The 23,669-nt window shown below is 44.4% G+C and carries 15 protein-coding genes; 6 read left to right on the top strand and 9 right to left on the bottom strand.

From position 1 onward, the window contains the following. Window positions 1-32: 32 nt before the first annotated feature. The 9 genes from nuoG to rplU form a co-directional block, all read right to left on the bottom strand. Window positions 33-3,170 (bottom strand): NADH-quinone oxidoreductase subunit NuoG, encoded by a 3,138-nt coding sequence (gene nuoG, locus BTV98_RS10630; RefSeq protein ID WP_075103575.1) that lies wholly within the window; start codon window positions 3,168-3,170, stop codon window positions 33-35. Between the two features lie 10 nt (window positions 3,171-3,180). Continuing rightward, window positions 3,181-4,605: an NADH-quinone oxidoreductase subunit NuoF gene (nuoF, locus tag BTV98_RS10625; protein WP_075103574.1), complete on the bottom strand. Its 1,425-nt coding sequence runs from the start codon at window positions 4,603-4,605 to the stop codon at window positions 3,181-3,183. After that, window positions 4,602-5,111 (bottom strand): NADH-quinone oxidoreductase subunit NuoE, encoded by a 510-nt coding sequence (gene nuoE, locus BTV98_RS10620; protein ID WP_075103573.1) that lies wholly within the window; start codon window positions 5,109-5,111, stop codon window positions 4,602-4,604. The genes nuoF and nuoE overlap by 4 nt, the downstream gene beginning before the upstream one ends. 139 nt (window positions 5,112-5,250) lie before the next feature. Beyond that, window positions 5,251-7,026: an NADH-quinone oxidoreductase subunit C/D gene (gene nuoC, locus BTV98_RS10615; protein WP_075103572.1), complete on the bottom strand. Its 1,776-nt coding sequence runs from the start codon at window positions 7,024-7,026 to the stop codon at window positions 5,251-5,253. 128 nt (window positions 7,027-7,154) lie between these two features. Continuing rightward, complete coding sequence (locus BTV98_RS10610) at window positions 7,155-7,823, bottom strand: NADH-quinone oxidoreductase subunit B family protein (RefSeq protein ID WP_058368346.1); 669 nt, start codon at window positions 7,821-7,823, stop codon at window positions 7,155-7,157. A gap of 182 nt (window positions 7,824-8,005) precedes the next feature. Beyond that, window positions 8,006-8,629, bottom strand: a complete 624-nt coding sequence (gene ndhC / locus BTV98_RS10605; protein ID WP_075103571.1) for an NADH-quinone oxidoreductase subunit A — start codon at window positions 8,627-8,629, stop codon at window positions 8,006-8,008. 876 nt (window positions 8,630-9,505) lie between these two features. Beyond that, window positions 9,506-10,183, bottom strand: a complete 678-nt coding sequence (gene lolA, locus BTV98_RS10600; RefSeq protein ID WP_075103570.1) for an outer membrane lipoprotein chaperone LolA — start codon at window positions 10,181-10,183, stop codon at window positions 9,506-9,508. 492 nt (window positions 10,184-10,675) lie between these two features. Next, window positions 10,676-10,933, bottom strand: a complete 258-nt coding sequence (gene rpmA / locus BTV98_RS10595) for a 50S ribosomal protein L27 (protein ID WP_058368343.1) — start codon at window positions 10,931-10,933, stop codon at window positions 10,676-10,678. Window positions 10,934-11,025: 92 nt separating this feature from the next. Further along, the gene (rplU, locus tag BTV98_RS10590; protein WP_058368342.1) at window positions 11,026-11,337 is read right to left on the bottom strand and encodes a 50S ribosomal protein L21; all 312 of its coding nucleotides are present in this window, start codon (window positions 11,335-11,337) and stop codon (window positions 11,026-11,028) included. A 443-nt stretch (window positions 11,338-11,780) separates the two neighbouring features. Between rplU and BTV98_RS10585 the strand changes: the two genes are divergently transcribed. The 6 genes from BTV98_RS10585 (at window position 11,781) to BTV98_RS10560 (ending at window position 23,411) form a co-directional block, all read left to right on the top strand. After that, the gene (locus BTV98_RS10585; RefSeq protein ID WP_058368341.1) at window positions 11,781-12,803 is read left to right on the top strand and encodes a polyprenyl synthetase family protein; all 1,023 of its coding nucleotides are present in this window, start codon (window positions 11,781-11,783) and stop codon (window positions 12,801-12,803) included. A gap of 550 nt (window positions 12,804-13,353) precedes the next feature. Next, window positions 13,354-14,763 (top strand): efflux RND transporter periplasmic adaptor subunit, encoded by a 1,410-nt coding sequence (locus tag BTV98_RS10580; RefSeq protein WP_058368340.1) that lies wholly within the window; start codon window positions 13,354-13,356, stop codon window positions 14,761-14,763. 35 nt (window positions 14,764-14,798) lie between these two features. Further along, window positions 14,799-18,032 (top strand): efflux RND transporter permease subunit, encoded by a 3,234-nt coding sequence (locus BTV98_RS10575; RefSeq protein ID WP_058368339.1) that lies wholly within the window; start codon window positions 14,799-14,801, stop codon window positions 18,030-18,032. Continuing rightward, on the top strand, window positions 18,029-19,822 hold the full coding sequence (locus BTV98_RS10570) for an efflux transporter outer membrane subunit (RefSeq protein ID WP_058368338.1): 1,794 nt from the start codon (window positions 18,029-18,031) through the stop codon (window positions 19,820-19,822). Before BTV98_RS10575 ends, BTV98_RS10570 begins: the two co-directional genes overlap by 4 nt. A 238-nt stretch (window positions 19,823-20,060) precedes the next feature. Beyond that, the gene (hemB, locus tag BTV98_RS10565) at window positions 20,061-21,068 is read left to right on the top strand and encodes a porphobilinogen synthase (RefSeq protein WP_058368337.1); all 1,008 of its coding nucleotides are present in this window, start codon (window positions 20,061-20,063) and stop codon (window positions 21,066-21,068) included. 309 nt (window positions 21,069-21,377) lie between these two features. Beyond that, window positions 21,378-23,411 (top strand): UvrD-helicase domain-containing protein, encoded by a 2,034-nt coding sequence (locus BTV98_RS10560; RefSeq protein WP_075103569.1) that lies wholly within the window; start codon window positions 21,378-21,380, stop codon window positions 23,409-23,411. Window positions 23,412-23,669: the final 258 nt, after the last annotated feature.

Here is a 23,669-nt window from a genome sequence, read left to right as displayed (position 1 = left end):
GTACATCAGGAATAATACGGGTCACTTGCATATTACATCTCCTGTGTATTGGTCGGAGCTATCGTTGTTTGGGTTGAGCGATTATCATCAAGACCGTTACCAGCCTCACTAGTATGTGTCAAAGAGCTATCATCAGCCATATTACCTACCATCGTTACTGGCGCATCCACTTTGCGTACCGAAGCTGGCACTGATGGATGGATAATGTTTACTTGTCCAACTGGATAGCCGATACAGCCTTCTGCTAAATAACCAACGATCTGTACTGGCAACGTAATTTGTTGCTTATTAATCTCGATAGCTAGGTAATCACCAGTTGCGATATTCCAATCTTTGGCATCGTCAACACTGATACGCCAAGCTGCTACAGGCAGTTGTTCAGCAACGATTGGACTTCGTGATGCCATCATCGAGCTGGCATAGATATTATAGACCGGTACCAATTTAGCTTGGCCTTTTGCTATATCCGTCGTCGTTATCGAACTTGCTTCTGGTGCAATATATCGACGTGTCGGTAGACGCTCTAACATATCAAACACGCGCACACCTGGATCGCCATTTTTGAGATGACCGCCCACTTTATCTTGGTATTTGTTCCATGCTTGCGGAGAATTCCAACCTGGCGCATGAGCAAAAGGAATCATCGAGCTTGGGGTTTGTTTGCCGCTATAGCCTTCCATCGAAAAGGTTAAGCTGGTATCCCAGTCTTTTGGCTGCATTGGTTCATGGACAGATATTGGTGCACGCATTGCGGTGCGACCAGAATAACGACGCGGCTGACGAGCAATCTTAAGACCCGTGATACGATAATCAGCATTGGGCGCCGCAGCTTTAATACCGGCAAGCTTAGGATGAGTCGCTACTAGGGCATCAATCACATCATCTAGCTGTGTCCAGTCGACATCTCGACCTTCCAAGCTGCTATGGACAGCATGCAACCAGCGCCAGCCTTCTTTGATACTACTCATCGGATGATAGTAATTGTTATCATAAACCTGAAAGAAGCGCTGAGCACGACCTTCAGCAGATACCAAGGTACCATCTGCTTCAGCAAAGCTTGCAGCTGGCAAAACAATGTCGACATCTTTGTGCCACTCAAGCAGCTGATGATCGAGTGCGATGACGGTCTTGTCAGCGAGTAGCTGTGTTAGTTTGTTGGCATCAATCGCATCAGTCAGCTGATTTTCAGCAACGATGACCACATCAAAATCAGTCGCCAGTAACTCTTCGACTGACTGACCACCAAGCAGGCAAACACCCATGCTATTTGCATCTGGAACCGTTAAATAAATACCCGCTTGTGCCTGATAGTTTTTATTAACTTCTTTGAGCTCAAGATTGTCTTCTCTTAGCTCATCGCTATCGGCAGGCTCACGCTCGATATCATCTTGAGCTTCTTTATCAGTACCAGTATTCGGTTTAGCAGGTTTAGCCGACAGCTCTTTATCTTCTTCAGGCTGATCGTCCGCCGCCTGTGCCTGAGCGGCGGTAACCTTAGCGTTATGTGCTTCAACTTGCTGTTGCTCGGTTGCTTTAATAGCCACTCGTTTTTGCGTGAGTGCCTGAGCAATCTGCGCGGCCGCTTCTATCAGTGCCGTCGATGACAAGCTGCTACCTGAGACGACTAGTGGCTGATCTGCTTGAATCAAATCATAAGCGATCTGCTGAGCCAGCGCTTGCATACCGTCAATATCAGTATTGTCATCTGTATCTTGTTGTTCAGTCGCTTGTGGGTCGATTATTTCTGATAAATCATCTGCAAAATTAGCAATTTCATCGGCCACTTTAAAGCCAAGCTTGATAATATCTTCTGGCGTTGCCACCACGCTCACTTTACTGATGTCTTCAAGCTTTGTCTGGGTCACATCAATCACATAGACTGGGCTTAGCGCAACTTGTGCAATACGTTTAACCGGTTCAGCAAGCCAAGCCTGAGTTTTGAGTGTGGCGGCCATTTTTAGGCCTTCGTTTTTTGCAGCTTGACGTACTGATAATGCGACGCGCGATGAGGTTTGCGTAATATCCTCACCCAAAATCAGTACCGCGTCATGACTTTCAATATCTGTCAGACTAGGATTGTAGATACCTTCAGTACTTAGTACTTCAATGCATTTATTGACCAATGCTTGCTGCTGATGATTCAAACCTGTTGAAAAGTTATCAAAACCTACTAGGTTTTTTAGCGCAAAGTTGGTCTCTAAGCTGGCACGTGGCGAGCCAATACCAATGACTTCTTTGTCCTTGATACGCTTGATGGTTTCGTCTAAGGCATAGTCAATGTTGATTTTGACGTGTTTATCATTGATACGCTCAAGTGCTTGGGTAGGACGATCAGTACGGTTGACATAGCCATAACCAAAACGACCACGATCACATAAGAAGTAACGGTTTACCTCACCGTTATAGCGGTTTTCGATACGACGTAGCTCGCCATAACGCTCACCAGGTGAAATGTTACAGCCAGCCGAGCAGCCATGACAGATACTGGGCGCATACTGCATGTCCCATTTACGGTTGTAGCGCTCAGAGTGGGTTTTATCGGTAAATACACCAGTGGGACAAACTTCGGTTAAGTTACCTGAAAACTCACTTTCAAACTGACCATCTTTATCACGGCCAAAATAAACGCGGTTGTTCGAGCCATAAACACCCAAATCTTCGCCGCCAGCGTAGTCTTTATAGAAACGTACACAGCGATAGCAAGCGATACAGCGGTTCATTTCATGCGCAATAAACGGCCCAAGATCTTGATTATGGTGCGTGCGTTTGGTAAAGCGGTAGCGACGACTGTTATGACCTGACATATAAGTCATATCTTGCAAGTGGCAATGACCACCTTCTTCACAAGTTGGGCAGTCGTGTGGATGGTTGGTCATCAGTAGCTCAACCATCGACTTACGAAACGCTTTGGCTTCATCATCAGTGACCGAAATGTACATGTCGTCGCCTGGCGCAACCATACACGACATCACAAGACGACCTTTACCTGCTTCCATATCTTCTTTATTTTGATACTGCTTGACGGCGCACTGACGACACGAGCCCACTGAACCTAAGGCTGGATGATAACAAAAGTATGGCACATCAATGCCAAGTGACAAGCATGCCTGTAGCAAGTTATCGCTGCTATCTACTTCGACAGTGGTCCCATCAATATGTATGACTGCCATGCCGTTCTCCTTATTTCACTACTGGCTGTTGATGGGCTGCCGCTTTAATAACGTCTACACCAACTGCCTGTGCGATTTTTTGATCAAACTCAGGTCGGAAATATTTAATCGCACTCATCAGTGGTTCCATCGCACCTGGCGCATGGGCACAGAAAGTTTTACCAATCCATAAGTCACGCGTTAAACCCTCTAGTTTTTCCACATCGCCCACTTGCCCCTCACCATCATTGATAGCGGTAAGTAATTTCACACCCCATGGCAGGCCATCACGACATGGCGTACACCAACCGCATGATTCGCGCTGAAAGAAAATCTCAAGGTTACGCAATAATGGCACCATATCTTGTGCTTCATCGACCACCATAATCAGTCCAGTACCCATGCGGCTACCTGCTTCTTGAATGGTGTCAAAATCTACTACCACATCCAAGTGGTCAGCAGTTAAAAAGTCAGTCGATGCCCCACCGGGTAACCATGCTTTTAGCTTTTTGCCCTCGAGCATACCGCCAGCCAAATCTTCAATAATCTCACGAGCGGTGTACCCAAATGGTAACTCCCATAAACCTGGATCATTGACCAAACCTGAGCAGCCAAATATTTTTGTACCAGGAGTCTCGCTTTTGCCTTTGGTCTTGGATAATGACTGATACCACTCGACGCCATGGTTCAAGATGGCTGGCATATTACTTAAAGTCTCGACGTTATTGACCACCGTTGGTCTACCCCACGCGCCAGAGATTTGCGGAAATGGTGGTTTGGTACGTGGATTGGCTCGGCGACCTTCTAGGCAGTTGATCAAGGCCGTTTCTTCACCGCAGATATAGCGGCCAGCACCCGTATGCACATGTAAATTAAAGCTAAAATCTGAGCCTAAGATATTGTCGCCCATTAGGTTATTGGCCAAACACTCTTCGATAGCTGTGACCAAACGCTCAGCGGCCAAGATATACTCACCACGGATAAAGATATAACCATCGGTCGCGCCGATCGCATGGGCGGTGATGAGCATACCTTCGATCAACTGAAACGGTAGGCACTCCATCAACAGACGATCTTTAAAGGTACCCGGCTCCATCTCATCAGCATTGCAGATGAGATAACGCGGCAAACCGTCTGGCGGTGACATAAATGACCACTTTAGGCCAGCATTAAAACCTGCACCGCCACGACCCCTCACATTGGCCGCTTTAATCATATTTTCAACATCTTTAGGCGCTTTATTTAAAGCTTGTTTTAGACCAGTAAAGCCTTCTAAAGACTGATAAGTAGCCAAATCTAATACAGAGTCATAATGAGCTAGGCGCCATGTTAGCGGCTTGGTTTGGCTATTGGCTGTGGCCTTGTCACCATAGATTGGCACATGCTGATCATTAAGCTGGCTTGGTGCTTGACCTTGGCGACGGCGAGCGATTTGCTCTGACAGTGTTAATCTCATGCGTATAGCTCCAATAACTGTGCGACCTCGGAGGGCTGAATAGGACCATAAGTGTCTTCATCAATCAGTACAGCTGGTCCTTTATCGCAATTACCCAAACAGCAAATTGGCAACAGAGTAAAACGGCCATCAGGTGTCGTCTGACCATATTCGATACCTAGCTGCAATCTAAGCTCAGCTGATAGCGCTTCGTAGCCAGTTAAATAGCAGGCAACGGAATCACAAATCAAGATGACATGACGACCAACAGGCTGACGGTAAATACGGTTGAAGAAAGTGGCGACCCCGTCCATATCTGTCACCGGTATATTTAAAATGTTGGCAATCGCGTTTACTTGTGCGTCATCTACCCAGCCATTGCGTTTTTGTACGATCTTTAATGCGTCTAGTGAGGCTGCGCGAGCATGTGGATAATGATGCATAAACTCATGTATCGCTGCAATCTCCTCAGTAGTGAGAATGCTGGCTACATCTACTTTTGGCATTTTATCGGAAACAATTTTCATAATCTTCTATCTTTCCTCAATCATCACGCTTTATCACACTACAAGGATGTCTTATTGCGACTTTTGCTATATTAAAATATTACCGCATTTGACGTGTTATTTAGCAATAATGCATTGATTAAATTGTCTTTTTTAATATTTAGCGATCGCAATCTGCCATCACAATGTCAATTGATGCCAAATACATAATGGCATCTGACACCAAGGAGCCATTAATTACTGAGGGCATTTGCTGCAAATGCGCAAATGTCGGCGTACGAATACGGGTTCGGTAACTCATCGTGGCTTTGTCGGACGTTATGTAATAACTGTTTAGACCTTTGGTCGCCTCCACTATCGTTGTACACTCACCCGCCGGCATCACAGGGCCCCAAGATACAGATATAAAGTGGTTAATCAGCGTTTCGATATCATTCAATGTACGGTCTTTTGGCGGTGGTACGGCCAGTGGATGGTCAGCTTTATAAGGCCCTTGCGGCATATGATCCATACACTGACGAATAATACGTAACGACTGACGCATCTCTTCGACTTTGATCATACAACGGTCATAAGCATCGCCGTTGTAACCAATAGGCACTTCAAAATCAAAGTTCTCATAACCCATATAAGGACGCGCTTTTCGTAGGTCAAAGTCTACCCCTGTCGCACGGAGACCGGCTCCAGTAACGCCCCAAGCCAATGCTTGCTTGGCATTATACTGTGCAACGCCTTGGGTTCTTCCTTTTAGCACACTGTTTTGTAGGGCCGCTTTGACATATTCATCCAGACGCTTTGGCATCCAATCTAAAAACTCACGAACTAAACGTTGCCAGCCACGCGGTAGATCAGCAGCAGTACCACCGATACGGAACCACGCTGGGTGCATACGATAACCCGTCACCGCCTCAATGACGTCATACGCTTTTTGGCGATCGGTAAACATGTAAAATACAGGAGTCATACCGCCAGCATCTTGAATAAAAGTACCAACAAACAGCAGGTTATTAGTAATGCGAAAAAACTCACTCATCATCACGCGAATGGTCTGCGCCCGATCTGGCACAGTAATACCCGCAAGCTTTTCGACCGACATGATGTACGGTAGCTCATTCATCACTCCGCCAAGGTAGTCAATACGGTCGGTATAAGGGATAAATGAATGCCATGTTTGACGCTCTGCCATCTTTTCAGCACCGCGGTGGTGATAACCGATATCAGGAATACAATCGACTACTTCCTCACCATCAAGCTGCAGTACAAGTCTGAACGCACCATGAGCAGAAGGGTGATTGGGACCGATGTTCAAAAACATAAAGTCTTCATCACGCCCTGAGCGCTTCATGCCCCATTCTTCTGGCACAAAACGCAGGTTTTCTTGTTCATAGCGCTGTTTGGCAGTGTTTAAAAAGTACGGCGTAAATTCGGTTGCGCGTGCATGGTACTCTTTACGCAGTGGATGTCCTTCCCAATATTTGGGCAACAAGATACGGGTTAGGTGTGGATGACCACTAAAAACAATACCAAACATATCCCACACTTCGCGCTCATACCAGTTGGCATTTGGCCAAATATTAGTGGCGCTCGGTAAATTTAAATCCTCTTCGCTCAGAGCAACCTTGATACGTATATCACTATCACGTTCAAGCGACATCAGATGATAAAACACGGTAAAGTCACTATCAGGTAACCCGGCACGGTGCTGACGTAGACGCTCATCTATCGCTGATAAGTCAAATAACATGACATAAGGCTTTGGCAATTTACGTAAGAATAAAAGCACATCGAGCAAATCGGCACGCGCAACCCAAACCGTTGGAATATCATCCACAGTCTGCTGTACCACGAACTTACCTGCATAATTGTGCCCCAGCTCTCTAATAACTGCGGGTACAGGCTTTATCTTAGAATCTTTGTTTTCGACTACCGTGACCATGAATGATACATTCCTTCATTAATCATAACCAAACTATGATGAGCGTATGCGCACTTCGCACTTTTAGGGGTTATTTACTACTAGCCAAACCAATACATCCAGTAAAAGCTGGCTAAATATAAGCAGTATTAAATGCTATCTGGACTACGCAAGTTTTTTACAGCGATACGATCTGCTTGTTTACGGTCGCGTTCAGGGGTCATTTGTGGCTGATAAATACCTTGATCATTGACATGAACCCCTAGCGGACGCCGCTCGTTAGTAATGGACTCTTGGAGTAGCATAAGACCCTGAATCAATGCCTCTGGACGCGGTGGGCAACCTGGAACATAGACGTCGACAGGGATGATTTTATCTACACCTTGTACCACTGAGTAAATATCATACATACCGCCAGAGTTGGCACACGCCCCCATCGAGATGACCCATTTTGGTTCAAGCATCTGCTCATAGAGACGCTGGATAACGGGTGCCATCTTAATAAAACAGGTGCCTGCGACAATCATTACATCTGCTTGACGGGGCGAAGCACGAATAACCTCTGCACCGAAGCGTGATAAGTCATGAACCGCAGTAAGTGTCGTTGCATATTCGACATAACAGCAAGAAGTACCAAAGTTAAATGGCCACAGTGAGTGCTTACGCCCCCAATTTGCTGTTGAATGAACAAGGTCTTCTAGACGTCCCATAAAGACATTTTTATTTACTTCATCTTCGATAGGATCATTGACCGTTTGGCGAGACTGTGCAGGATAGGTATCTGCATCAGGGTTGGCTTTTGTTAATGTGTATTTCATAACATACAACCTTTATATTAAGCGAAGGGTGACAACCAACTGATCATCACTATCGCTACAATTTTTATGATTAATAAGCAACTATTAATACAAACATACTGTCATTATATAGCGTTGTTACTACCAATCTACAGCTACTCTTTACCAGTAATTCCAAGCAAGATTTGCTTTAGACAAAACGATCAACGATCGACGTTTTCTGGCTTGGTAGACGCCGCAAAATCCACAGAAGTAATATTACCTGTGGTATTGATATGGTCTATACTTTTTAGATGACGACGGTTGGTTTCAATATTGTTTGAAACATTGACCTGTCCTGAAGACTGGGCAGGTATCTTACCAGTAGGATCTACCATTAGCTCATGAGCACCATTGAACTTGGTAATATCAGCCAAATTAAAGCCCGCTGGTGCAGCATAAAGACGTTCTTTTTTACGGCGTCTATCAGCAGGTGCCCAATTCATAGCACCCAAGCTTAGCTCATATATCAAACCAATGATTAAAATACCAATAAATATAGCCGCTGCTGCAAACCCAAGCCAACTGGCCTCACGGACTGAGACCGCATAAGCATACAAATACAGCGCTTCTAAATCAAAGATGACAAAAAAGATAGCCACCAAATAGAATTTGGCAGACAAACGAATACGGGCGTTGCCAGATCCGACAACACCCGCTTCAAACACTTCTTCTTTTTGTAAACCCTGAGAGCGACCGCCAAGTAAGCGCGGAACAGCCAGCATAAAGACGACTAGCCCCATAGCGGCTAGAATAAAAGCGACTGCTGACCAATTAAAAGCAGACATGATAATACGTGCTCCTCACCCAATTTCGTGTCGTAAGTAACGCAAACCATTGTTCTATAAAGAATAACAGCATAGCATTACCTGACGCAGACGAAAACACAAAGGCTGTGCTGGTAACGACCAATTATCAAGATTATTGACGACGGTATAAGACGATACCAACCGTAAATCTATCTAAGTACTAAAAATATTAAAGCAGTCTACTGCTCTTTGACACTAAGACCCAAAACAGAGAGACTGGCAATCTTCAGCTATCCTATCAGTCAAAAACTGTAGCATATCTAGATAAAGGCTGGTCATCAAATCCATCTAATAAAGACGCAAGATAAATTTATTAAATCAATATCATATTTAGACATTTAATTGATTTAATAACTCATTACGCGTAATCAACAATGGTATGACAACTGGCATAAACTGTTTGCTCACTATACGCATATCACCCATCAAAAGCCAGTTTTTAACTGTATTATGTAGTCATTTTATATGCTACAAAATATGTATTTTATAAAACCAAATGTGCTACTCACTCCTAAAGCTATAGCAGGACCGATAGTTTGGTTGACAGTCCAATAATTGGGATAAATACATTGGACAATGTAGTCAATTACCAAAAATCACAACGAGTATATCTAGAAATAATAGCACTATACAACAGAGTATTTGATATGCGTGGCAAGACTGCGAGTATTGTAAACCAAATACATCCAATTGCAACCTGCCCGCAGCGCTACTTTAAATAAATATTGCTATGCATGGTGGTGTTCTATGGCTTATAGCCAATAAAAAAGAGGTAGATCCAAATAATGGACTACCCCTTTATCAATGATTAAATCATGAATCAATCAACACTACTGTGTTTATTTTATCAGCCGATTACTGATTGATGATATCTACGCCTTTTGGCGGCGTAAATTTAAACTGACTACTGCTAATACTTGGATTGAGTTTGATACTATTAAATTTAATCGATGTGGTTTGTCCAAGTGTATCATTCAGCACCATCATGACAGGCTTACCACCATTAAAGCTTACCGATAGATTTTTAAAACTAGCATCACCTGTTTTAGGATATAGTACGTAGTAATTTTTGTTTTCGTACGGTTGAGTGACTTTAAAGTTTTTATCAATCTTACTTGGATCGCCTGATAGTAATAATGCTGGCGTGTTGCCTACTTGACTATCTACGCCTTGCTTGGTTGCTTGCTCCAAATCTTTGTCATAGATCCACATTGAGTTGCCATTTGCGACAATCAGCTGCTCTGATGGTGATTTGGTTTCCCAGCGAAAGTTATTGGGACGCTGAACGCTCATTGAACCTTTAAAGGTGCCATTGGTTGCGCCTTTAGTCGTCTGAGTAAAGTCGGCAGTCATGCTCTTAGTGTTGGTTAATAGCTTGTTTAAACGTTTGGCTGCGACCAAATTATCAGCAGGTGCCGCTGTCGCTGACTGGGTCAATGCTATCATCGGTGCTGCCACACCAAGCGTAGTCATTAATACACCAGCTAGCGCGCCACTCATCATTTTTTGTTTTACTGTCGTCGATAAAGTCATGGTTTTTCCTCTCGTGATAAAAATAAAATATCAATTAACATAAAAATTAGATCATCGTGTTTTTGTTATGTTGACCCATTGCACCAGATAAGATCATGTGCAGTATGAGTCATTGCAATAAATATATAAGTATCATAACTATATATTTATCTTATGTTGATCTAACTACTCAGTTGCCAGCTTCTTGTTTGTTAAATTTTAAGTTTAGTATTGCTCTAACTCTCAACAAAATAACGCTAATAACTAATGAGCACAGTGTGCCAGTTTTTTTATTACGCGCCTAGTCTTCAATTGCAATCAATACTACGCCTGCCATACACGCTTGTAACGCTAGCAGTTACACTTTTTTATTCTTATATCACTCTATTCTAATAATCAGTAGTAAAAGTGAACATAAAAAAGCCCCTATCACCAATTGGTAATAGGGACTTAAATATGTAGCAAGCTACGTTATTTATATAAAATAAAGCAGCTTAAGCTTAAAGGTAACGATTACTCGCTTTCAACCGTTACATAACGACGGTTAAATTTACCTTTAGTCGCAAACTTTACCACACCGTCATTTAGTGCAAATAAAGTATGGTCACGACCCATACCAACGCCTTCGCCTGCGTGGAACTCTGTACCACGTTGACGTACGATGATGTTACCAGCAGTAATAGCTTGGCCACCAAAGATTTTTACGCCTAGCATTTTTGGGTTTGAATCACGACCGTTACGGCTCGAACCGGCAGCTTTTTTATGTGCCATGAGAAAATCTCCTTGTTAATATGACTTATCGCTAATGCGATAACTCTTAAGCATTTAGTGCGCTATTTTAGCAATAATCGCTAAATGGGTAATTAGGCATTAATGGCTTTGATTTTTAACAAGGTGTACCATTGGCGGTGACCTTGCTCTTTGTGATAGTGCTTACGACGGTTGTGCTTGATGATACGGATTTTTTCACCGCGACCATGCTCAACTACTTCAACTTCTACGTTAGCGCCGTCTACAACAGGCTGACCGATTTTGACGTCATCGCCATCAACAACCATCAACACGTCTTCTAATTTGATTGTTTCGCCTTTTTCTGCTTTTAGTAGTTCAACTTTTAAAAGCTCATCGACAACAACGCGGTGCTGTTTACCGCCAGTTTTGATTACTGCGTACATTATATGACTCCGTTTAACCCGTGTGCCGTGGCTGATATCATATCAACGCTTCAATAACGAACACGACAGGGAAAAATAAAGGCAAGATTTTACGTCTTTTTGCTTATAAAAGCAAGCTACCCAGCCTATCTTTTTGACGTTCATAATGCTTACTTGGTAACTTAAATACCGTTTTACTAAACTTTCATTAAACCTGTAACTAAGCCCATTATTTACCAGATGAACCATAAAGCATGTTTGGTTGTCATATTAGCGGCAAACTAATACCTAAGTGTCGTCATTATAACTCATACAATCAGTAACTTACAATGTAGTATACACCGCTGCTTTACTTTACTTACCGATTTGATAATGTAGCTATGCTACTATAAGCACATCGGTAGTGTTGTAAGAAACGACTATCAAACGATTCTTTCTATTTTCTAATAATATGATTATTTACTATGACGACCACTTTATCGAACGCCTCTATTCCATCTGTACCTGCGCCAAGCTACGCTGATATCCAAAGTATCGTAACTGATGACTTCGAAATTATGGACAAGCAGGTGTTTGGCAGTCTTAATTCAAAAGTACAACTTGTAATGAGTGTATCCCAGCATGTCATTAATGCTGGCGGCAAACGTATGCGTCCACTAATTACGTTGTTATGTGCGCGTATGCTAAACGACGAGCCATCACAGCAGGCGATGCATTTGGCAGCCATTACTGAGATGCTACATACGGCAACTTTGGTACATGACGACGTTATTGATGAGTCAGGACAGCGCCGGGGCAAACCGACAGCCAATGCCACGTGGGACAATGCAACAGCAGTTTTGGTTGGAGATTATCTCATTGCCCGTGCCTTTAATTTGCTAGTAAGCTTCCAAAGTTTACCGCTGTTACAGCTATTTTCAGATGGAACTTGTGATATTGCTGAAGGCGAAGTCTTACAGTTGCAGCATCAGCATAACCCTGCCGCCACTGAAGCCGACTATCTTAATATTATTGATGGTAAAACCTCACGACTATTTATGATGGCAACTCAAGGTGCAGCTATATTACAAGAGCAAACGCAATATCTATCTGCATTAGCGGACTTCGGTCAACACTTTGGTAATGCCTTTCAGATTATCGATGATGTCCTTGATTATAGTGGTGATAGTGAGGTGATGGGTAAAAACCTAGGTGATGATCTGGCAGAAGGCAAACCAACTTTGCCCACGATTAAAGCGCTTGAATTACTCAAAGACAGTGATAAAGAAAGTTATGAGCAGCTGCGTATTGCCGTACAGACAGGTAAAACGCCAAATGCAGAACAGCTAATAGAGTTGGTTCGTAACTCAGGCGCGTTAGACTACTGTACAAAACGTGCGCTAGAAGAAACCAAGCTGGCGCAACAGGCGCTTGAGAGCTTGCCTGACAACCGCTACCGCCATGGTCTGTATCAATTGACTGAGCTTGCCAGCGCGCGCTTGCTATAGTGACTAAGTGATTGAGCATTTATTTCCGCGGTCACAACTATGGCTTGCCAACGCCGATTTTTTGTAGACAAAGACGATTTAGGAAGCAAAAAACACCTTAATGACTATAGGGTTTTGGATCTTTAACAAAAGTTAACATTTATTTTTGCTGATTGATAGGCAGGTAGTGCTGCGCAGTTATCTGACATAACGCTGATAACACGGATAGTTAGCACTTATATCGCTGCCAATATTGCTGATTTTTGTGACAATCCGCGATATTAGTCACTTGACTGTGGGGTTACCCCTATAGTTTATAATTATTTATTCATTTTATACATCCATGTTGCCGCTTACTCATAGGTCTCCTACCCCTAAGCGGCGACTAAAACACAAAGCGTCTTACCGCGGTACCTCATTGATATAACGCTATCAGATGTCCTAGTAGCGAGGTTTTGAAGATGGTATAGGTGCTTTGAATCAATACTAACTTTTATATTCAATACGCTTAGGTTTATTGATAAACTTTTTATACTGCCATTATTCTTTATACATATTGCCGAGGACATTGATGAAGCACTCTACTCTAGCGCTTGTAATAGCATCTGTACTATCTGGAGCTGTACTGGTTGGCTGTGACAAAAACGAGGACTCAGCAGATGCCGCCGCACAGCAGCAGATGCCGCCAGCCGTCGTCAACGTCCAGACTGTCACTTTTGATACCGTACCCCAAGTACAGACTTTTTCTGGACGTACCGCAGCTTATCAAACTGCCGATGTCCGTCCACAGGTAAATGGCGTCATTGACGAAGTACTGTTCCGCGAAGGCGGTAACGTCAAAAAAGGCCAGCCGCTTTATCGTATCAACACTGATAACTACGCTTCTTCTGTTACCAGCGGGCAAGCAGCGGTGCAGCAAGCACAAGCCAATTATCAGACATCACTGGCCAATAACGCCAACGCCAAAGCTGAACTGGCAAGCCGTCAGGCATCACTTGCTCAAGCTCAAAACGACTTACAGCGTCTGCAAGGTCTGGTCGATATAGATGCCATCTCTAAACAGCAATACGAACAAGCACAAACGCAAGTGCGTACCGCACAAGCTGCAGTACAAAGCGCAGCAGCAGCGGTTGGACAGACACAGGCAGGTATTGAAAGCGCAAAAGCTGGCATTCAGACTGCAAAAGCAGGTCTAGAAGCCAGCACTTTAGATCTTAATCGCACCATTGTACGTGCACCGCTTACTGGTCGTACTGATCGCTCTAGCGTCACCGCTGGTACACTGGTCAGTGCAGGCCAACCAGATCCACTGGTAACCATCTCACGCCTAGATCCTATCTATGTCGACATCAGTCAGTCATCTTCTGAGCTATTAAAGCTACGTCAACAGATAGCTGCAGGCAAAGCACAGCCAGGGATGAACTCGGTTGAGTTGGTATTAGAGGATGGGTCAGTCTATCCGGTACGTGGCAAGCTTGCGCTGTCTGAAGCCAAAGTCGATGAATCGACAGGTGCGGTTACTTTGCGAGCTATCTTCCCAAATAGCAATAATATCTTACTACCAGGTATGTACGTGACAGCACGTCTAACGCAGAGCGTTATCACCAATGCGACACTAGTACCGCAAAGCGCGGTCATGCGTACGCCTAAGGGTGATACCCAAGTTTATATCGTTGATAAAGATAAAAAAATCCAAGTACGTCCAGTCACTATCAATGGCACTTATGATGGACAATGGGTTGTCACTGATGGTTTGGAAGCGGGTGATAAAGTGGTGGTGATTGGCGGTGCGAAGGTTAAACCTGAGCAAGAAGTGGTGGTCAAACCATTAGAGAATGCCAATCCAGCCCCATCTACCCAAGGGACTGCTAACGCCCAAACCCCACAGCAGGCAGCCAAAACGATGGACGAGAAACCATCAGATAACGATACTTCTGATGATTCAACTAAAGAAGAATCATCAGAAGCCGCTGCTAACTAATTCCATTCAAAGATAGGAAGACTTAGGGATATACTATGTCACGTTTTTTTATTAATCGCCCTATTTTTGCATGGGTGCTGGCTATTTTGGTCATGCTCATCGGGGTGATGTCGGTTATCAATCTACCGATTGAACAGTATCCACGTATTGCACCACCGACTATTTCGGTGAGTGCAAGCTATCCTGGTGCGAACGCACAAACCGTTGAAGATTCAGTCGTACAGATCATTGAACAACGTATGAAAGGGCTTGACGGTCTGATGTATATGTCGTCATCAAGCTCCTCAAATGGTGGTGCCTCTGTCACGCTAACGTTTGAGAACGGTACAGACCCTGATACCGCTCAGGTACAGGTACAGAACAAACTACAAGCAGCTATGAGCTCATTGCCTGAATCGGTACAGCGTCAGGGTGTCAACGTCAATAAATCCTCTAGCAGCTTTTTGATGGTGCAAGGTTTTATTTCTGAAGATGGGGGTATGGATCGTGCGGATATCGCCGACTATATCAACTCAAACGTCGTTGACCAACTAAGCCGTGTCGAAGGGGTTGGTGAGGTTCAGGTGTTTGGTTCTGCTTATGCTATGCGTATTTGGCTAGACCCTGCTCGCTTACGTAGCTACAACATGGTGCCGTCTGATGTAGTCAGTGCAGTACGAGCGCAAAACGCGCAAGTCTCTGCAGGTCAATTAGGTCAAGCACCTGCTGACACTGACCAACAGGTTATCAACGCTACTGTCACAGTACAGAGCTATCTGCAAACCCCTGAAGAATTTAAAAATATCTTGTTAAAAACCGATACTACTGGCGCGCAAGTGCGTCTTGGCGATGTCGCAGATGTCGAGATTGGTAGTGAAGACTATAGCGTTATCTCCTTGTATAATGGTCAAGAAGCTGCCGGTCTCGGTATCTCATTAGCTGGTGGTGCTAACGCCCTTGAGACGCGAGAAGCTGTCGGTGCACGTATGGCTGAGCTGGAAGCCAACTTCCCTGCAGGCCTAACTTCAGTGGTACCTTATGACACCACGCCGTTTGTCCGTTTGTCTATCGAGCAAGTCGTACATACGCTTATCGAAGCGATCGTATTAGTATTTATCGTCATGTTCATTTTCTTACAGAACTGGCGTGCAACTATTATCCCTACCCTCGCCGTACCTGTCGTCCTACTTGGTACGTTTGCAGTGTTGTATGTCGCAGGCTTTAGTATTAACGTGCTGACCATGTTTGCGATGGTGCTATCCATCGGTCTTTTGGTCGATGATGCGATCGTCGTGGTAGAAAACGTTGAGCGTATCTTAGAAGAAGATCCTGATATTTCTATCAAAGATGCTACCGTTCAATCCATGGGTGAAATCAGTAAGATCGTTATTGGTATTGCAATTATCTTGTCAGCAGTATTCGTTCCCATGGCTTTCTTTGGCGGCTCAACAGGGGTGATTTATCGACAGTTCTCGATTACCTTGATTACTGCTATGGTATTGTCTGCACTGGTTGCACTTATCTTTACTCCTGCACTATGTGTGACGCTACTAAAACGTGGTAAAAGCCATGAGAAGGGCAACACTGAAGAGAAAAAAGGCTTCTTTGGTTGGTTTAACCGTGGTTTCTTTAAGCTTAGCCGCAAATATGAAAACTCTGTTGGTAAGAGCTTCCGTTTTAAGTGGTTGTACCTGATTGGTTATGCCGCCATCATCGGTATCATGGCTGTTGTCTTCTTACGCATTCCAGGCTCATTCTTACCAGAAGAAGACCAAGGTATTATGTTTACCTTGGTTCAGCTACCAGCTGGTTCGACGCTGGATGAAACGCAAGATGTGCTTGATAAAGTCAGTGACTATTATGATACCCAAGAAGGCGACAATATCGCCTCTGTCTTTACCATCGCGGGCTTTAGCTTTGCAGGACAAGGACAGAATATGGGTCTGGCCTTTGTGCGCTTATCAGACTGGGAAAACCGTTCTGGAGAAGAAAATACCGCACAAGCAGTTGCTGATCGTGCGATGGGTTACTTCTTTACCCAGTTAAATGAAGCACAGGTATTTGCGATCGTACCACCAGCGATTACCGAACTTGGTAATGCCAGTGGTTTTGATTTGATGATTCAAGATACTGGTAACCTTGGACATGAGGGCTTACTTGAAGCGCGAAACATGTTGCTCGGTATGGCAGCACAGAACGATCAAGTCGCAGGCGTGCGTCCTAACGGTCAAGAAGATGCACCGCAGCTAAAAGTAAATATCAATCAAGAACAAGCAGCTGCCTATGGTTTATCAATGGGTAGTATCAACAGCGTTATCTCTACTGCTTGGGGCTCAAGCTACATCAATGACTTCGTCGACCGTGGTCGTATCAAGCGCGTCTTTGTCCAAGGCGAGCCTAGCAGCCGTACCAACCCTGATGATATCGGTAAATGGTATGTACGTAATGAGACAGGTGATATGATCTCGTTCGATGCCTTTTCTAGCAGCGAATGGCAATCCGGCTCACCGCGTCTGACGCGTTACAACAGCTTGCCATCTATGAACATCCAAGGTAGCGCAGCTCCAGGCCTTAGTACTGGTGAAGCGATGAGCTCGATGGAAGCTATGATGGAAAATCTACCTGATGGCGTCGGTTACGAGTGGACAGGTATGTCACTTGAAGAGCAAAAATCAGGTGCCCAAGCGCCAATGCTATATGCGCTGTCCATCTTAGTGGTATTCTTATGTCTGGCAGCCTTGTATGAAAGCTGGTCTATCCCTTTTTCTGTGCTGCTTGTCATCCCACTTGGGGTATTAGGAGCGGTGATATTTACGTGGCTACGCGGCTTTAGCAACGATATTTACTTGCAGGTCGGTCTATTGACAGTGGTTGGTCTGTCTGCCAAAAACGCTATCTTGATTATTGAGTTTGCCAAAGAACACCAAGAGGAAGGCTATAGTTTAAAAGAAGCCGTTATGACAGCAGCAAGACAACGACTGCGTCCGATTATCATGACCTCGCTTGCCTTCGGGTTAGGGGTTGTGCCATTATTCATCGCCACAGGTCCTGGTTCTGGTAGTCAAAACGCCATTGGTACTAGTGTGGTCGGCGGGGTTGTCACCGCAACATTCTTAGGTATCTTCTTTATCCCTATGTTCTATATTTGGGTGCGTAGTTTGTTCCCGCACAAGTATAAGAATAATGGGCCAAACGATGGAGACGATGGTAGCAGTAGCACCCCTGATTCACAAAAACCGACTCCTTCTGAGGAATATCAGCCTGCAAGTCTTGGAGATAATACACAATGAGTGCCCAAAAAACCTTTACCTTAAGATCAGCAGCGTTAGTAAACTTTGCACAACCGCTGCTGTCACAAACGCGCAAAAATAGCGCTCGTCTCTTAAGCCTAACTGCCTTAGCAGTCAGTATGGCAGCTTGTAATACCATTCCAAAAGCTGATACAAGCCCTGTACTTGCTGAGCCTAACATTCCTGTCGGGCAAAGCTATGGCGCCTTTGATCGTGAAACGGTTAGTAGTACTGAGCAGCCAAGCCTTGCCAGTCAACGCTGGCAAGACTTTTATAGTGATGAGCGTTTAAAAGGACTCATTGCGTTAGGTCTTAACAACAATAAAGACTTTGAAAGTGCACGTTTGGCTATCGAAAAAGCACGCGCACAGTACCGTATTACTGATATCAATGACTTACCGACGATTAATGGTCAAGCGGGTTATTCACGTTCCCGTCAGGGTAGTGAGTTTGGCACTCAGACCAATGACAATTACAACGTCGATTTGGGCTTAGCCAGTTATGAGCTTGATTTTTGGGGAAGAATTGACAGCCTAAAAGATCAAGCCTTACAGAACTTCTTAGCGACTGCTGCGGCCAAAGATGTTACCCAGATTAGCCTAATAAGCAATATCGCTCAAAGCTATGCCAATCTAAGTTACAGTCTGGCTCAATTAAAATTGGCAGAGGCGACGGTAGAGAGTCGTGAGAGATCTTTATTTATTGCTGATAAACGTTTTGAAGCAGGCATTGATCCCAAGCTGCCTTCACTGCAATCTTCTGCAGCACTAGAAAATGCCAAGCTTGCTGTATTACGGGCGCAAAGCAGTATCTTGAATTCGCGTAACGCACTGCAGTTTTTAGTTGGCACCCCTATTCCAAGCGAGCTTATTCCAGCACCTGCGGTCAGTAACATTACCAATCATGAAATATTTAGCGCAGGTCTGCCAAGCGAATTGCTACGTTATCGTCCAGATGTCCTACAGGCTGAATATAATCTAAAAGCTGCTGGTGCTAATATAGCGGTAGCACGTGCAGCATATTTTCCAACGATTAGTCTTGCTAGTAGCGTTGGGGTGCGTAGTGACGGTTTGAGTGACCTGTTCGATAATAGTGCTTTTGGTTGGTCTTTTGGGCCCAATATTAGCGTGCCTATCTTTGATGCAGGGCGCTTAGATGCCAACTATGATGTAGCCAAAATCGAGCGTGAGCAGACCTTGGCAAACTACGAAAAATCTATCCAAACAGCTTTTCGTGAAGTGTCTGATGTGCTTGCCACACGTGCCACTTTAGGCGAGCAACTGGCAGCGCAATATCGTTTGCAAGATAATTTTGAACAAACCTATCAGATAGCGGATGCACGCTTCAAAGCAGGTATTTCAAACTACCTAGATGTGCTTGATGCACAGCGTTCACTGTTCTCAACCCAACAAGGTATCTTGGATCTAGAGCTACAAAAGATCGTTAGCCAAATTGAGCTATACCAAGCGCTTGGTGGCGGTGCTAACCTAGACATACCGACGGCTATTCCTGTGCCGCAATATACTAACTTGGCTCAAGTCGCTAACTTACCGGCCAACAGTGCAAAAGCAAAAGCGGCTTACGCTGTCAACGCTGCCGGATCAGCACGCGTGGCATCTCCACAAGAAGCGCTAGAAATTAAACAAGCTAAGACGCCAGCGACCTCTACCTTTAAGCCTACTGCTATTGTCGATGTCGATAACGATGGTGAAAAAGAGACAGCTGTTGGTATCGTGACTCAAGAGACACCTACCGAGCAGGCACCAGTAACGCAAATTATTAAGCCTTAAACAATTACGAGGTATCAAGCGCATAGCTACTCTATAATTAGCCCTACCGTCTTGGTAGGGCTTTTTGCTTTCATAGACTGCTTTTGGTTATAGTAGTCTCATTATATTGAATACTCTTTTACACAGACCAACTTATAAATGATTGCATGCTTTTATAAAACTGACATTGATAAAGTCATGTTGAGTGAAGGAAGATCTGTTGCAATCATAATTACTGAAAATATAATAAGGAACGATTATGTCTTATACCTTTAACCGTCAATACCCTGAAACTCGTCTGCGTCGCCTACGTTATAACGATAATGTACGGTCTATGATTCGTGAAGTAGAGCTACATCCCAAGCACTTTATCGCACCAGTATTTGTATTAGAAGGCAAAAACCAGCGTGAAACGATTGCGAGCATGCCGGGGGTTGAGCGCTTATCAGTCGACCTACTTATCAACTATGCCAAAGAATTGCTAAGCGAGGGCGTCACGACTGTTGACATCTTCCCTGTCATTGATAACTCATTAAAAACGCCTGATGGCAAAGCGGCATACGACGAAGACGGTCTTACTGCGCGTGCAGTTAAAGCCCTTAAAGACGCCGTACCCGAAATGGTCGTCATGACGGATGTGGCGCTCGACCCTTATACGTCACATGGTCAAGACGGCCTGCTCGATGACAGCGGTTATGTCATCAACGATGCAACTATCGAAGTGTTGGTCAAGCAAGCGCTCGTCCACGCTCGTGCTGGCGCTGATATTATTTCTCCAAGCGATATGATGGATGGACGTATCAAAGCCATGCGTGATGCCTTTGAGTCAGAGGGTTTTGTGAATACGGCTATCATGGCCTACTCTGCCAAATACGCTTCTGCTTATTATGGGCCATTCCGTGATGCAGTCGGTAGTGCAGGTAACTTAAAAGGTGGCCACAAAAAACAATACCAAATGGATTTTGGTAACCGCGCAGAAGCGCTGCATGAAGTTGCCATGGATATCAATGAAGGCGCCGACATGGTGATGATTAAGCCCGGTCAGCCCTACCTTGATCTGATTCGTGAAGTCAAAAACACCTTTGGTGTACCGACCTTTGCCTATCAAGTCTCTGGCGAATATGCTATGCATATGGCGGCCATTCAAAACGGCTGGCTCAGTGACGCGGTTATTCTAGAGTCGCTGATTGGTTTCCGCCGAGCCGGGGCCGATGGGATTTTGACTTATTTTGCATTGGAAGCAGCCCGTCAGCTAAATAATGCGTAATCTACTTATAATTTTTAAAGTTTTTTCGCGTCTACAGCTTTATGTCTGCTGGCGCGATTTTATTTCTATAATCTTCATTTTTTTTATAAGCTCAATATGACTATAATCTAAAGATATAAGGCTTTAGCTTCTTAACTATCTTCTGCCCAAAAGTAGCATTTTTACTTTATAATAACCCACCTAATTTTGATGGCGTGTTGACGCTATCCTCTACATTTTATTACAGTTATTGTGCTCGATGTTTCATCACTTTTGCGATGACCTATCAGCGCCTACCCTCTTTTTTGCTTTTGCCCTACAGGTTACGTTATGAGTCAACTCAATCCTAGACAACAAGAAGCCATGCTCTATGTATCAGGACCGCTACTGGTATTGGCAGGCGCAGGCTCAGGCAAGACCTCGGTAATCACGCGTAAAATTGCCTACCTTATCGAAGAGTGCAACATGCCAGCTGAGCGTATCACGGCAGTGACCTTTACCAATAAAGCTGCTCGCGAGATGAAAGCGCGGGTCGGTAAGCTCTTGCCTAGCGAAAAAACGCGTGGATTAACCGTCTCGACCTTTCACCAATTTGGCTTGCAGTTTTTGCGTTACGAGCTGATTCATACACCTTTAAAAGGCAACTTCTCTATCATGGACAGTGACGACAGTAAACGTCTGCTGATGGAGCTGATGATGCGTGACAATTTAAGCGGTGCTGAGAGTCGTGAACTGGTCGGAAAAGCGATCAAAATGATTTCTGATTGGAAGAACGATCTGATCGAGCCTGATAAGGCGATGGAAACCTTAGATGATCCAGAGGATATGATCTTTGCTACCTTATATGCGCTATACGAGCGTAATTTGCGTGCTTATAATGCGGTAGATTTTGACGACTTGATTGTATTACCGACCAAGATACTGCGTGAAAACAGAGAGCTGCGTGATAAATGGCAAAATCGTATTCGCTATTTACTTGTCGATGAGTATCAAGATACCAATACCGCGCAGTATGAGATGATTAAATATCTGGTCGGGCCGCAAGGGCGCTTCACCGTCGTGGGTGATGATGACCAATCTATCTACGCATGGCGCGGTGCCAAACCTGAAAACATGGCGCTGCTAAAAGAGGACTTTCCTAAGCTCAAAATCGTCATGCTTGAGCAAAACTATCGTTCAACCACGCGTATCTTGACTTCTGCCAACGCCGTCATTACCAACAACGAGCATTTGTTTGAAAAAAAGCTATGGTCAGATAAAGGTCATGGTGAGAAGATTCGTATTATTAACTGCCGAAATGATGACGATGAGTCCGAGCGCGTGGCAAAAGAGATTGTCACCCACAAATTACGCTTTGGTAATGAGTGGGAGCAGTACGCTGTTCTCTATCGCAGTAACTTTCAGGCGCGTATGTTAGAAGCACAACTGCGTCAGCTGCAAGTGCCATATAAATTGTCTGGCGGTCAATCTTTCTTTGCACGTAGTGAAATCAAAGACATCATGGGTTATTTGCGCCTTATATTAAACCCTGAAGACGACAGTGCGTTTTTGCGTATTATCAACACGCCCAAACGCGGCATGGGTCCTGCCACGCTTGAGAAGCTCGGTTTATTTTCGCAAGAGCATAGCATCTCCCTACTCGCTTCTTGCACCCATGCAGGTCTTAGCCATGTGCTACCGTCTAAAGCTTATAGCACGATAAAGGAGTTTGGTGAATTTATCGAGCACTATACTCGTGAACTGGATCAACATCCTGACCCTGTACCAATCGTGCGCCAAATGATTGATGAGACCGGCTATATTGACTTTGTCCGTAGCGATGCCAAAACCCCGCAACAAGAAAAGAATCGTATCGACAATATTGATATGCTGTATACCAGTATTCAGTCTTTAATCAACCGCGCTGAAGAAGATGAAGATCGAACGATTGATACCATTATTCGCAAATTAGTACTACTCGATATGCTCGAGCAGCAGCAAGAAGAAGAAAATACCAACAAGGTTAATTTGATGACCTTGCATGCCGCAAAAGGCTTGGAGTTTGATTTTGTCTATATCATGGGACTAGAAGAAGAGATGCTGCCGCACCGCAACTCTATATTGAGTGAGACGATCGAAGAAGAGCGACGCCTGATGTATGTAGGCATCACCCGTGCGCGCCGTGAGCTGACATTGACACTTGCAACCCAGCGCCGCGCTGGTGGGCAGATGCGCGTCACTTCAGAATCACGATTTTTAGATGAGCTACCAGAAGATCATATCGACTGGCCAGCGAAGGCGAAAAAGAAAAAAGCCAGCAAAGACCCAGAGGCAGTCGCTGATGAGTATCTGGCCAATATTCGTGCGTTACTCGGTAATCGCTAATCGCTAATGCCCGTTTTTTGTCATAGGTTGCCTGTTTTATTATAAGTCGATCAATATTATGAAATAGCTACTTATTATAGTGAGTTCAGTATAAAACCGATATAGTGGGACAGAGATGAATTTTACGCAGTATCGAGCGGCGCAGGCACAGCACGCCAGAAAAATTTATACCAGTTCCGCGTTGACATATAATGTATCTGTTTTTTTAGGATCGTCTATATTAATTTTTGATTGATTGTTTTTATTTTTTATCGTTTA

It is taken from the genome of Psychrobacter sp. Cmf 22.2 (genome assembly GCF_001921745.1).
Classification (GTDB): Bacteria; Pseudomonadota; Gammaproteobacteria; order Pseudomonadales; family Moraxellaceae; genus Psychrobacter.
Note: the sequence above shows the minus strand (reverse complement) of the source record. Positions and strands in the feature narration are given on the sequence as shown.

What these genes read in the sequence shown, in the direction of transcription:
- nuoG (WP_075103575.1), bottom strand. Translation starts at nt 3,170, where the DNA reads ATGGCAGTCATACATATTGATGGGACCACTGTCGAAGTAGATAGCAGC.
- nuoF (WP_075103574.1), bottom strand. Translation starts at nt 4,605, where the DNA reads ATGAGATTAACACTGTCAGAGCAAATCGCTCGCCGTCGCCAAGGTCAA.
- nuoE (WP_075103573.1), bottom strand. Translation starts at nt 5,111, where the DNA reads ATGAAAATTGTTTCCGATAAAATGCCAAAAGTAGATGTAGCCAGCATT.
- nuoC (WP_075103572.1), bottom strand. Translation starts at nt 7,026, where the DNA reads ATGGTCACGGTAGTCGAAAACAAAGATTCTAAGATAAAGCCTGTACCC.
- BTV98_RS10610 (WP_058368346.1), bottom strand. Translation starts at nt 7,823, where the DNA reads ATGAAATACACATTAACAAAAGCCAACCCTGATGCAGATACCTATCCT.
- ndhC (WP_075103571.1), bottom strand. Translation starts at nt 8,629, where the DNA reads ATGTCTGCTTTTAATTGGTCAGCAGTCGCTTTTATTCTAGCCGCTATG.
- lolA (WP_075103570.1), bottom strand. Translation starts at nt 10,183, where the DNA reads ATGACTTTATCGACGACAGTAAAACAAAAAATGATGAGTGGCGCGCTA.
- rpmA (WP_058368343.1), bottom strand. Translation starts at nt 10,933, where the DNA reads ATGGCACATAAAAAAGCTGCCGGTTCGAGCCGTAACGGTCGTGATTCA.
- rplU (WP_058368342.1), bottom strand. Translation starts at nt 11,337, where the DNA reads ATGTACGCAGTAATCAAAACTGGCGGTAAACAGCACCGCGTTGTTGTC.
- BTV98_RS10585 (WP_058368341.1), top strand. Translation starts at nt 11,781, where the DNA reads ATGACGACCACTTTATCGAACGCCTCTATTCCATCTGTACCTGCGCCA.
- BTV98_RS10580 (WP_058368340.1), top strand. Translation starts at nt 13,354, where the DNA reads ATGAAGCACTCTACTCTAGCGCTTGTAATAGCATCTGTACTATCTGGA.
- BTV98_RS10575 (WP_058368339.1), top strand. Translation starts at nt 14,799, where the DNA reads ATGTCACGTTTTTTTATTAATCGCCCTATTTTTGCATGGGTGCTGGCT.
- BTV98_RS10570 (WP_058368338.1), top strand. Translation starts at nt 18,029, where the DNA reads ATGAGTGCCCAAAAAACCTTTACCTTAAGATCAGCAGCGTTAGTAAAC.
- hemB (WP_058368337.1), top strand. Translation starts at nt 20,061, where the DNA reads ATGTCTTATACCTTTAACCGTCAATACCCTGAAACTCGTCTGCGTCGC.
- BTV98_RS10560 (WP_075103569.1), top strand. Translation starts at nt 21,378, where the DNA reads ATGAGTCAACTCAATCCTAGACAACAAGAAGCCATGCTCTATGTATCA.